15 protein-coding genes are annotated in these 11,832 nt (G+C 36.4%); 14 read left to right on the top strand and 1 reads right to left on the bottom strand.

The features are described from left to right. Positions 1 to 18 precede the first annotated feature (18 nt). The 12 genes from NLJ82_RS24590 (at position 19) to NLJ82_RS24535 (ending at position 9,859) form a co-directional block, all read left to right on the top strand. A complete protein-coding gene (locus tag NLJ82_RS24590) occupies positions 19 to 1,191 on the top strand; it encodes an acetyl-CoA C-acetyltransferase (RefSeq protein WP_001206325.1) in 1,173 nt (390 codons plus the stop codon). 142 nt (positions 1,192 to 1,333) lie between these two features. Continuing rightward, a complete protein-coding gene (locus tag NLJ82_RS24585; protein WP_000416279.1) occupies positions 1,334 to 3,118 on the top strand; it encodes an acyl-CoA dehydrogenase FadE in 1,785 nt (594 codons plus the stop codon). A 138-nt stretch (positions 3,119 to 3,256) separates the two neighbouring features. Beyond that, the gene (locus NLJ82_RS24580) at positions 3,257 to 3,979 is read left to right on the top strand and encodes an MBL fold metallo-hydrolase (protein ID WP_001242344.1); all 723 of its coding nucleotides are present in this window, start codon (positions 3,257 to 3,259) and stop codon (positions 3,977 to 3,979) included. Between the two features lie 3 nt (positions 3,980 to 3,982). Beyond that, on the top strand, positions 3,983 to 4,540 hold the full coding sequence (locus tag NLJ82_RS24575) for a TetR/AcrR family transcriptional regulator (protein ID WP_000074903.1): 558 nt from the start codon (positions 3,983 to 3,985) through the stop codon (positions 4,538 to 4,540). 98 nt (positions 4,541 to 4,638) lie between these two features. Beyond that, a complete protein-coding gene (locus NLJ82_RS24570; protein ID WP_000457313.1) occupies positions 4,639 to 5,205 on the top strand; it encodes a hypothetical protein in 567 nt (188 codons plus the stop codon). A gap of 182 nt (positions 5,206 to 5,387) precedes the next feature. Further along, the gene (locus tag NLJ82_RS24565) at positions 5,388 to 5,615 is read left to right on the top strand and encodes a helix-turn-helix transcriptional regulator (protein ID WP_000813827.1); all 228 of its coding nucleotides are present in this window, start codon (positions 5,388 to 5,390) and stop codon (positions 5,613 to 5,615) included. Next, complete coding sequence (locus NLJ82_RS24560; protein WP_000029292.1) at positions 5,612 to 5,899, top strand: DUF2178 domain-containing protein; 288 nt, start codon at positions 5,612 to 5,614, stop codon at positions 5,897 to 5,899. Before NLJ82_RS24565 ends, NLJ82_RS24560 begins: the two co-directional genes overlap by 4 nt. Positions 5,900 to 6,318: 419 nt before the next feature. Beyond that, entirely contained in the window at positions 6,319 to 7,032 is a 714-nt protein-coding gene (locus NLJ82_RS24555) for a CPBP family intramembrane glutamic endopeptidase (RefSeq protein ID WP_000005488.1), read from the top strand. A gap of 146 nt (positions 7,033 to 7,178) precedes the next feature. Next, a complete protein-coding gene (locus NLJ82_RS24550; RefSeq protein ID WP_001180555.1) occupies positions 7,179 to 7,364 on the top strand; it encodes a hypothetical protein in 186 nt (61 codons plus the stop codon). 13 nt (positions 7,365 to 7,377) lie between these two features. Beyond that, the gene (locus NLJ82_RS24545) at positions 7,378 to 7,626 is read left to right on the top strand and encodes a spore coat protein (protein ID WP_001002987.1); all 249 of its coding nucleotides are present in this window, start codon (positions 7,378 to 7,380) and stop codon (positions 7,624 to 7,626) included. A gap of 246 nt (positions 7,627 to 7,872) precedes the next feature. Beyond that, on the top strand, positions 7,873 to 8,823 hold the full coding sequence (locus tag NLJ82_RS24540) for an L-lactate dehydrogenase (RefSeq protein ID WP_000820657.1): 951 nt from the start codon (positions 7,873 to 7,875) through the stop codon (positions 8,821 to 8,823). Between the two features lie 22 nt (positions 8,824 to 8,845). After that, positions 8,846 to 9,859, top strand: coding sequence for a PTS sugar transporter subunit IIC (locus NLJ82_RS24535; RefSeq protein WP_254754602.1), 1,014 nt, complete (start codon positions 8,846 to 8,848; stop codon positions 9,857 to 9,859). Positions 9,860 to 9,915: 56 nt separating this feature from the next. Here the strand turns inward: NLJ82_RS24535 and NLJ82_RS24530 are convergent, their stop codons facing one another. Continuing rightward, complete coding sequence (locus NLJ82_RS24530) at positions 9,916 to 10,563, bottom strand: phosphatase PAP2 family protein (RefSeq protein ID WP_000713753.1); 648 nt, start codon at positions 10,561 to 10,563, stop codon at positions 9,916 to 9,918. Between the two features lie 143 nt (positions 10,564 to 10,706). Between NLJ82_RS24530 and NLJ82_RS24525 the strand changes: the two genes are divergently transcribed. Together NLJ82_RS24525 and NLJ82_RS24520 are read left to right on the top strand one after the other, a co-directional pair. Continuing rightward, positions 10,707 to 11,234, top strand: a complete 528-nt coding sequence (locus tag NLJ82_RS24525) for a hypothetical protein (RefSeq protein WP_000826891.1) — start codon at positions 10,707 to 10,709, stop codon at positions 11,232 to 11,234. Between the two features lie 232 nt (positions 11,235 to 11,466). Further along, positions 11,467 to 11,730, top strand: coding sequence for a DUF3937 family protein (locus NLJ82_RS24520; protein WP_012644684.1), 264 nt, complete (start codon positions 11,467 to 11,469; stop codon positions 11,728 to 11,730). Positions 11,731 to 11,832: the final 102 nt, after the last annotated feature.

Genomic DNA, 11,832 nt, shown 5'->3' with positions numbered 1-11,832 from the left:
CGAGGGGAGATATCGTTCATGAGAGAAGCTGTCATTGTTGCGGGAGCAAGAACACCAATTGGAAAAGCAAAGAGGGGTTCATTAAAAACAGTTCGTCCTGACGATCTAGGGGCGTTAGTAGTAAAGGAAACGTTAAAGCGTGCGAATTATGAAGGACCAATCGATGATTTAATTTTCGGTTGTGCGATGCCAGAAGCAGAGCAAGGTTTAAATATGGCTCGTAATATCGGCGGATTAGCAGGACTTTCTTACGATGTTCCAGCTATTACAATTAACCGTTACTGTTCTTCAGGTTTACAAAGTATCGCTTACGGAGCAGAGCGCATTATGCTTGGTCACTCGGAAGCGGTATTATCAGGCGGAGCGGAATCAATGAGTTTAGTTCCGATGATGGGACACGTCGTTCGTCCGAATAGTCGCCTTGTAGAAGCGGCTCCAGAATATTATATGGGTATGGGACATACAGCAGAGCAAGTTGCTGTGAAATATGGAATTTCTCGTGAAGAGCAAGATGCATTTGCAGTAAGAAGTCATCAACGCGCTGCGAAAGCATTAGCTGCAGGGAACTTTGCTGATGAAACAGTACCTGTAGATGTAACGTTACGTACTGTTGGAGCAAATAACAAACTGCAAGAAGAAACAATCACTTTCACGCAAGACGAAGGTGTAAGAGCTGAAACGACGCTAGATATTTTAGGTAAATTACGTCCAGCATTTAACGTTCGCGGTTCTGTAACAGCTGGTAACTCTTCACAAATGAGTGACGGCGCAGCATCTGTACTATTAATGGATCGTGAAAAAGCAGTGAGCGATGGCATGAAACCACTTGCGAAATTCCGTTCATTTGCAGTAGCTGGCGTACCACCAGAAGTAATGGGAATCGGCCCAATCGCTGCCATTCCAAAAGCGTTAAAATTAGCTGGCTTAGAGCTATCTGATATTGGCTTATTCGAACTAAATGAAGCATTCGCTTCTCAATCGATCCAAGTTATTCGTGAACTTGGTTTAGATGAAGAAAAAGTAAACGTAAATGGCGGTGCAATCGCACTTGGACATCCACTTGGCTGTACAGGAGCAAAACTAACACTATCTCTTATTCACGAAATGAAACGCCGCAACGAACAATTCGGTATCGTAACAATGTGTATCGGCGGCGGAATGGGAGCAGCGGGAGTGTTTGAATTACTATAAAAAGTGGAAGCGGCTCGTTCAGAACGAGACGTCACCAATGCAAAGAATGGAAGCAACAAAGGTTTATAAAAAATAAACGGAAGAGCCAGCTTCTTTCGAAATGAAAGAAGCGGCTTATGAAAATATGAAGGAGGAAATTTTCATGGAAAAAACAGTAGGAAATGCGGTTAAAGGCGGTAGCTTTTTAGTAGATGAGATTACGATTGATCAAGTGTTTACGCCAGAAGATTTTTCATCTGAGCATAAAATGATTGCAAAAACGACAGAGGACTTTATCGTAAATGAAGTTCTTCCAGAGCTTGAATATTTAGAGCAACATGAGTTTGATCGTTCTGTTCGTCTTTTAAAAGAAGCTGGGGAACTTGGTTTATTAGGCGCTGACGTACCAGAAGAGTACGGCGGAATTGGTCTTGATAAAGTAAGCTCAGCGTTAATCGCAGAGAAATTCTCTCGCGCTGGTGGCTTTGCAATTACTCACGGTGCTCACGTAGGTATCGGATCTTTACCAATCGTGTTATTCGGTAACGAAGAGCAAAAGAAAAAGTATTTACCATTACTTGCAACTGGTGAAAAATTAGCTGCATACGCATTAACAGAGCCGGGTTCAGGATCTGATGCATTAGGCGCAAAAACAACTGCACGTTTAAATGCAGAAGGTACACATTACGTATTAAACGGTGAAAAACAGTGGATTACAAACTCTGCATTCGCTGACGTATTTATTGTATATGCAAAAATCGATGGAGAGCACTTCTCAGCATTTATCGTAGAGAAAGACTACGCTGGCGTATCTACAAGCCCAGAAGAAAAGAAAATGGGTATTAAATGTTCTTCAACTCGTACGTTAATTTTGGAAGATGCGTTAGTACCGAAAGAAAACTTACTTGGTGAAATCGGTAAAGGGCATATTATCGCATTTAACATTTTAAATATCGGTCGTTATAAATTAGGTGTTGGTACAGTTGGATCGGCGAAACGTGCAGTAGAAATTTCAGCACAATATGCAAACCAACGTCAACAGTTCAAACAACCAATTGCTCGCTTCCCATTAATTCAAGAGAAACTTGCGAATATGGCAGCAAAAACATATGCAGCTGAAAGTTCTGTATATCGTACAGTAGGCTTATTCGAAAGCCGCATGAGCACATTATCTGAAGAAGAAGTAAAAGATGGTAAAGCAGTAGCAGCTTCTATCGCTGAATATGCAATCGAGTGCTCTTTAAATAAAGTATTCGGTTCTGAAGTGTTAGACTATACAGTAGATGAAGGTGTTCAAATTCACGGTGGTTACGGATTTATGGCAGAGTACGAGATTGAAAGAATGTATCGTGATTCTCGTATTAACCGTATTTTTGAAGGGACGAACGAAATTAACCGCCTAATCGTACCAGGTACGTTCTTACGTAAAGCGATGAAAGGTGAATTACCACTTCTTCAAAAAGCACAAAAATTACAAGAAGAGTTAATGATGATGATGCCAGAAGAAGTAGGCGATGAGCCATTAGCACTTCAAAAATATTTAGTAAATAACGCGAAGAAAATCGGCTTAATGGTAGCTGGATTAGCTGCTCAAAAATACGGTAAAGCATTAGATAAAGAGCAAGAAATTCTTGTGAATATCGCTGACATCGTAAGCAACTTATACGCAATGGAGTCAGCTGTTCTTCGTACAGAAAAAGCAATTAAAACAACTGGTCTTGAAAAGAATAAACAAAAAGTGTTATACACTGAAGTATTCTGCCAAGAAGCATTCAACGAAATCGAAGCACATGCGAAAGAAACACTTATCGCAGTTGAAAACGGCGACATGCTACGCATGATGTTATCATCATTACGTAAATTAACTCGCCATACACCACTTAACGTAATTCCGAAGAAACGTGAAATCGCTGCGAAAATTTTAGAAGATGAGCGTTACACAGTTTAATATCTTTAAAGAACAGTAGTCGTTTATACGACTACTGTTCTTTTTTTTGAAAAAAAGAAATTTTTAGTGACATAAAACTAATGCCATTAGTATAATGAAACTAATAGCATTAGTTTTCGTGAAAAGGGAGATGGAAATATGAGAATGATACATGAAAAAACGGTATATCAATTGTCATTTTTGCCAAGAGTGTTTCCTGTAAATTGTTACTTTGTGGAGGAAGAAGATGGTTTAACTTTAATTGATGCTGCTTTGCCATATAGCGCAAAAGGGATTTTACAGGCGGCTGAGAAAATAGGAAAACCAATTACGAATATTGTATTAACACATGCACATGATGATCACATCGGTGCATTAGACGCATTAAAGGAAGTACTTCCTCATGTTCCAGTCTATATTTCTAAGCGAGACGCAAAGCTGTTAGAAGGAGATACGACGTTACAAAAGGATGAACCAAATACGCCAATAAAAGGCGGTGTACCTAAAAAGATAAAAACGGTACCTAATGTTTTATTAGAAGATGGCGACCGAGTTGGATCGCTTCTTGCGATTATGACACCGGGACATACGCCAGGCTCCATGTCGTTTCTTGATGTAAGAAATAAAGCTCTCATTGTCGGGGATGCATTCCAAACAAGAGGAGGTATGGCTGTTTCAGGACAAATGAAATTTTGGTTTCCGTTTCCGGCGATGGCAACGTGGAGTAAAGACATATCATTACAAAGTGCAGAGAAGTTAAGAGAATATGAGCCGTCCTTGCTTGCGGCAGGGCATGGAAAAATGATAAACGATCCAGTGGCTTTCATAGAGCTTGCTATTAAAGAAGCGAAGCGGAATATAGAAAGTAGGAAAGAGGGTTAATTTATGTCACCAAGAATCGGACTTACATTACTGAAAATTGTAGAAACAGCAGCAGAAATTGCAGATGCAAATGGAATACAAGAAGTAACGTTAGCTTCATTAGCGCAAAGGTTAGGGATACGTTCTCCCTCACTATATAATCATGTAAAAGGGTTACAAGATGTACGGAAACATCTTGGTATTTACGGAATACGACAGCTGCATAACAAGCTGGAAGAAGCGGCCGAGGATAAACATATGGATGAAGCAATTCATGCTTTAGGAGAAGCGTATGTAGCATTCGTACGTAAACATCCTGGACTGTATGAAGCAACCTTTTTACGAGATGAAGAAGTAAGAAAAGCAGGTGACGGGATTGTAAAGCTTTGTCTTCAAGTTTTACGACAGTACGGCTTAGAAGGAGAGAATGCACTTCATGCGACACGCGGATTTAGAAGCATTTGTCACGGATTTGCGTCGATTGAACAGCAGGGTGGATTTGGTTTGCCGTTAGATCTGGATACGAGTTTACATGTATTATTGGAAACGTTTATTAAAGGATTACATGGAATGAAAGAGTGAATAAGAAGCGAGACAACATGAATGTGTTGCTGATCATGCTTTTTGTATAGTAGGATGCGGTTTGCTGGAGGCACAATGACAAAAGGATGTGAAGTGAAATGTTTGCAGGACATTTTGGCTTAGCAGCAGTAGTAAAAGCCAAGTCACCTAAACTACCAATTTGGGCTCTTATGGTAAGCACACAATTATTGGATGTCATTTTTTTGCCGCTTTACATTTTAGGGGTAGAAACAATTGAACCTATTAATAGGAATAGTTATGGTGAAGCAATCATTCATGCGGATTACACACACTCTTTAATAGGAGCACTGTTTATTGCTTTTGTTGCGGGAGTAGTGGGGAAGAGATTTTGGGGCAAGCGGAGTGGTTTTGTTGTTGGTGCTGTAGCTTTTAGTCATTGGATTCTTGATTTACTTGTGCATCGTGCTGATTTGCCGTTACTTCCAGGGAATTACGGAGACTTACCTATGCTTGGTTTTGGATTGTGGAGATTTCCGGCTATTAGTATCATATTGGAATGTATTCTTATTGCGGTAGGTAGTATATTATACTGCCGTTTTATTGTTTCAAGTGCGGGCGCACAAAAGAAGTTTATAGCACGATTAACTGGCGGATTGGTAGTTGTATTATTAATTCTTTCGTTACTTATCAGTATGGTGTCTTGAATATGGATAGTCGGAAACCTTAGAAGCGCTTCTAAGGTTTTTTAGTGCATATGATTCGAAAAGAATGGTAGGTGGGGGGGGAATGGATTAAAGTTTCATTTTATTGATGTTAAAAATAGTTTACATCATGTTAAAAATAAATTACAATCAAAATATAGAAAATATTGTAAAAAGGAGAGGTTATGAAACAGAGTGGAATTTTACAAAACAATCTCGTTGTACTTAGAGCAGAAAAACGCTGGTCACAAACTGATTTAGCGAACAAAGCAGGGGTAAGTAGACAAACGATCGCCTCAATTGAAGCGAATCGTTACAATCCATCTTTAATTTTAGCTTTTGAAATTGCACATATTTTAGGTAAGGAGTTTCATGAAGTTTTTCAATATAAAATAGAGGGGGAAATGGAATGAGCATTGTAATAGGGATCATAATCTCAGTAGCGGGACTAATAGGTGTTTTATATTCCACACGTTTTCAGAAGAATGAGGGGGAAGATGAAAGAGGCGAGCATATTACAGGAAATGCCGCTAAAATTTCATTATTTGTATTTTTACTTCTATATTTAGTTATCTTTTTAATAGGGAATCTATATTCGTTAACAGGCGAACAGTATAAATTAGCAAATGCATGTTTATTAGCTGGAGTGCTTTGTTCGTATGCTCTAACTATTGTAGTTTTGAAAAGAAGATATTAGATGAGAAAGAGCCTCTAGTGGTTTAGAGGCTTTTTCTTGTTAAATGATATTATTTTGCAGGTTTGAAAAATGTATATATTGCTAAGAAAAAGCAAACGAAACTGAATACGATAGGATCTTGATATGGACTAGGCTCAGAGCCCTTCTGGATTTCTGTAAGGAAGTCATGTGTTTTCATGTTTATTGCTCCTTTAACTAATAAGTTTTATATGATGCGAGGGTTATGGTGGATAGGAATTGTTTTTTGAAATTTCATACAATAATTATTGCATAGCAATTCTATTCTTAAAACTATAAAATATAAAGTTTTTATAATATGTAAAATTGCATATTATTCTTTTAGTAAAATTTGTTATATTATCTTTATATTTAAATTAAAGGATTTTAATGAGATAAATGAGAATAACTGGAGGGATACTGTGAGTGAAACAGTGTTAGAATCGTATAGTGTGGAAAGAAAAATAGAGAATATAACATATAAAAATCTATTTGTAATGATAGCAATGATTATAGGGATTTCACTCCTAGGAGGATTATTCCTTGGTTTAGCCTTTGGGATTTATGGAGAAGAAGCATTAAGTACTAAATTAGAAGGATATTATTTGCTCTTATTCGATGCATCTGTTGTTGCTATCGTTTTATTAGCTTATAAACCGGTTCTTCATTTTATTAAATCTATTTGGGATTTATCCGTTTTGAAGAGTGGGAAGACATATTTATATCTATTCATTGGTTTTATTATCATTGCAGTATCACAATATTTAATGTTACATGTGTTTAGTTTTGAAAGTGCAGTAGAACAAAAGGAACAATTAGGGAGTTTAAGCCTTCAAAATAGCATACAAAGTATTATATATGTTTTAAGTGTTGCTATCATTACACCGGTTAAAGAAGAAATTCTATTTCGAGGTATTTTATATCGATTTTTAGAAAAGAGATATAATTTTTTAGTTAGTATCATTATTTCTTCCTTCATTTTTGGAATTCTTCATGGAGGTCTTCTAATTACGGCAACGATTATGGGAATGGTATTTGCAATGTTATACAAAAAGACGCAATCTATTATACCTAGTATTATTTTACACATTGTATGGAACTTACTTGTGAGTTTAAGTATGATCGTATCTCTATAAAAATGAATACATAACCAGTATAAAAGATGAATGGCTTAGCTATTCATCTTTTATTTTGTATGCACGTGAAAAAGTTAATTCATGTATACAATCAAAAAATAGCTAAATACTAACAGTGAATGAATAAAGAAAGGTAGGAGTATTCCATGCAAAATTTAACAGAGCTTGAAGTAGAAAACTTACGTCATTTAATTGGTGGACACGCAACAATTATTAACAAATTGGAGCAGTATGCACAGACGTGTACAGATCCACAACTGAAACAAATGCTACAAAAAGATGCGCAAGATGCACGAAATACGAAGCAACAATTAATGACTTTTCTAGGATAGGAGGAAGCAGAACATGAATGAAAAAGATATGGTAAATGATTATTTAGCAGGATTAAATGCAAGTTTAACAAGTTATGCAAATTATATTGCTCAGTCTGATAATGAACAGTTACACCAAACGTTAATCCAAATTCGTAATCAAGATGAAATGCGCCAACGTAATATGTATGAGTATGCAAAGCAAAAGAGTTATTACAAGCCAGCGGCACCTGCGAATCCGATGATTGTGCAGCAATTAAAGAGTCAATTAAGTGCTGAATAATAGGATGAAAAAACGAGTGAATATGGATTCGCTCGTTTTCTTTTTGTATATGTCAATAAATACATAATAAATATTTTTCCAGTTGTAACAAATATGACGAAAATGGAATATAACAATTCACAAAAAGGACAAAAACTTTGCTCAATATTTCACAAAGTATCCATGGTTTCTATCGTGGGAACCTCTATAATTAGGAGTGTAAGGAACAAAAGAAATAGATTATATGATCAATTAGGAGAGATGGCTATGAAAAGACATACAAGAAAAATTGCAATTATCGGTACTGGATTAGTTGGATCAAGTTGTGCATATTCGATTGTCAATCAAGGCATTTGCGAAGAGCTATTATTAATTGATATAAATCATGAACGTGCAGTTGGGGAAGCGATGGATTTATCGCACTGCATTAACTTTACAAATACAAGAACAAAAGTATATGCAGGAAGCTATGAAGACTGCAAAGATATGGATATCGTTATTATTACAGCAGGACCAGCGCCAAAACCAGGGCAAAGTCGCTTAGATACTTTAGGAGCGAGTGCGAAGATTATGGAAAGTGTTGTTGGCGGCGTAATGGAAAGTGGATTTGATGGTATTTTCTTACTTGCATCAAACCCAGTTGATATTATTACATATCAAGTGTGGAAATTATCTGGATTACCTAGAAATCGTGTGATCGGTACTGGTACATCACTAGATTCTTCTCGCTTACGAACAATTTTATCTGAAATGTTACATGTAGATCCTCGTAGTATTCATGGGTATTCATTAGGAGAACATGGTGATTCTCAAATGGTTGCTTGGTCACACGTAACTGTTGGTGGAAAACCAATTCTGCAAATATTAGAAGAACAAAAAGAACGATTTGGTGAAATAGATTTAGATGAAATCGTTGAGAAGACTGCAAAAGCCGGATGGGAAATTTATAAACGAAAAGGTACTACTTATTACGGAATCGGAAATTCTCTAGCATATATTGCAAACTCAATCTTTAACGATGATCACCGTGTCATTGCTGTATCAGCCATTTTAGATGGTGAGTATGGTGAATATGATATTTGTACAGGAGTGCCAGCTATTATTACTAGAGATGGTATAAGAGAAATTGTAGAACTAAATTTAACAGAGGATGAAGAATCTCGATTCGCAAAATCAAACGACATTTTACGTGATTATATGAAAACAATTGGCTACTAACTTATAGGAGAAGGTGAAACAAATGGAGGAATATATAATGTCTCGTGTATTTAAAGCATCAGCTGGAATCGCACAAGGTATTTTCGTATCCCTTGGAATTGGTTTACTAATCGAAAATATAGGAAGAATTGTTGATATTCCGTTGCTTATTACAATCGGAGTTGTTGCAAAATCACTTATGGCACCAGCCATTGGTGCTGGAATTGCTTTTATGCTCGGTGCAAATGGACTTGTAATCTTCTCAGCTATGGTAGCTGGAGCAATTGGTGCCGGATCCATTTCAATTACTGAAGCAGGTCTAATCATTAAAACAGGTGAGCCAATCGGTGCATTATTAACAGCGACTTTAGCTGTATATATTGGTAAACGTTTAAGTGGAAAAACTGCGTTAGATATGATGCTCGTTCCATTTGCGGCAATATTAGGTTCTGGTTTAGTCGGTATTTGGTTATCTCATAATATTACTCCTGTTTTAAATGCAGTTGGAGCATTCATTAAAGATAGTTCAGCTGGTAGCCCGTTTATCGCTTCTATCGTCATTGCAGTCGTTTGGGGACTATTACTTATCTCACCAGCTTCATCAGCTGCGTTAGCGATCGCACTTAGCTTAGACGGTGTTGCAGGTGGTGCTGCTCTTGCAGGCTGCGTTGCTCAGTTTATCGGATTCTCTGTCATCTCAGCGAAAGAAAATAATTTAGGTGGCATATTAGCTCAAGCACTTTGTACTCCGAAAGTACAGTTGCCAAATATTACTAAAAATCCGATAATTCTCGTCCCAACTGTCGTCGCCAGTGCAATAGTTGGTCCAGTATCCGCATTAATTTTCCAACTGGAAGCAGGAAAAGAAATTGCAGGTCTTGGATTAAGTTCTCTTATCGCACCAATTAATTTAATTTCCAGCGAAGGATGGGAAGTTGTCCCAGCGATGGTAATCACTTATATCGTCATTCCAGTAGCTGTTTCTTATATACTTTACATTGCTCTTAAAAAAGCAGGTCGTATTCACTCTGGTGATATGACTGTACCGCAATCCTAACTTAAAAATCTCCTTTTATATAGAGAAAAGCAGACTGAGAAGCCACAGTCTGCTTTTTACATTTTATGATTTTGTTTTACTGGAACACGTACGGTTTCTTTTGCTAATAACAGCTGAACGCCGAAGTAAAGTGTGCTTGCAAGCGTCATTCCAGAAATGGCGTCTACAAATGCATGTTGCTTCGTAAATAGCGTTGATAAAATAATAAGCGTACCGAAGAAGGTAAGGATGTAATATTCAAAAGCATGTTGTTCTCTACGTTTAAAGGCAGCTAGCATAATGACAAATGTAGTAAGAACGTGAATGCTTGGGAAACAGTTTACCGGTTGATCGATACTATAAATATAGCGGACTAGTTCGGAAAACACGTCTGATCCAACAACGGTTGGACGTGGTACAGTTGTCTGCCAAAAATAATAAATAGAAAAACAAGCAAGTTTTCCAAGAATGATACTACTTAAAGTGACATAATATTGTTTTCGATCTGCAAAGCAGTAATAAATAAGTGCGCCGTATAAGTAAGGAAACCAAATTAAATAAGGAATAATAAATGCTTTCACAAATGGAATCCAATCATCTACTACAGTTGTGACATCTACTGCGTGTACAGTCGATTTATTTAATACATCGTAAAGGGGACTTACGAGTACGAGTAGAAGTATATAACTTAACGGAAGAAAAGATGAAAGTTTAAATTTCTTCATGATAATCTCCTATGTTTAGTAATGTAAGTAAATTCAATTGATTATAATATAGAAACGCAATTTGGGCTATCGATTTTACTTACATTTTCTTGAATGAACCTTACGTTTTTGTCACTTGACTGAAAAGAAGGGGAGGGTGCTGAATGAAGCGTTTATCGTATTTCTTAGTTTTTATATTCATATGCCTAGCGAGTGCTGGGTGTGCAAAGGATAAAGAAGGAGAGAAATTAGAATATAACGGAAGAGCACTCGTAATTGGAGTTGTTGGAGAAAAACCGAAAGATACGTTTAGGAATGTAAAGTTTGAGGAAATGAAGTTAGAGGAACTGGAAAAGAAATCTAAGGAAGTAGATGGTTTTCTAATAATGAAAGATCACTTTCAAGAAGCCTCAACAGAGCAATATAAAAATGTATTTTCATCACTAAAGAAACCAGTATTTTTTATCGGTTTACAAGATAAATCATATTCGATTTTTATTACAAAAGGGATAGAGTATAACAGTGCCCGAAAAGATGTAAATGCGATGTATACGCAAGGGTTTGCAAATATCGGAAGTGGTGAAGGACAACAATGGGCAGTTGGTTTATCTAATGGCGGAAATACAGAAGAAAGTATTCATAATATGTATATCGTCGTATTTCAAACCATTGCAGATTATTTGAATAGATGAGGAAGAAGCCTGTAAACAAGGTTTCTCCTTTATTTTGCATTTAGGAATTGGTTATATAATGGTCCAGATGATTCCAGTGTTATGAGGTTACTAGTAGGTTTTTTTATTAACAGTAATTCCTCAATATTCATGAAATATGCAAATGTGCATATTGTATTTATTTGGAATTTTTATATGTTAAAATTAAATATAGAGATTTTTATATGTAATGAACTAAATTTAGAAATATCCAATGAATTTTGAGAGGTGTTACATGTTTACAAACAAGAAATTAATTCGATTCGGTCTAACATTACTTGTATGTTTATTTGTAATTGATTTTACAATCGGTTATTTTCAAGCATATCTTGAATCAGCGGCAGGTATTAAATGGGTAATATCAGAAACTTGGAAAACTATTTTGTTAGATGTCCCTGAACGTATATTGGTTATTTTAGGAGCAATTGCTTTATATGATTTCACAAAAGAAACATCGCCAAAAGACGCATCCATTTAAATGCGTCTTTTTTATTTCATGCAATTAGCAATTTCGTGGATGGTAGTCTTGCTATCAATAATAAGGCATTATGTCATACAATGAAGATAATATTAGAAAATT

Origin of the sequence: Bacillus paranthracis (assembly GCF_024296885.1) — a bacterium.
Classification (GTDB): Bacteria; Bacillota; Bacilli; order Bacillales; family Bacillaceae_G; genus Bacillus_A; species Bacillus_A paranthracis.
Note: the sequence above shows the minus strand (reverse complement) of the source record. Positions and strands in the feature narration are given on the sequence as shown.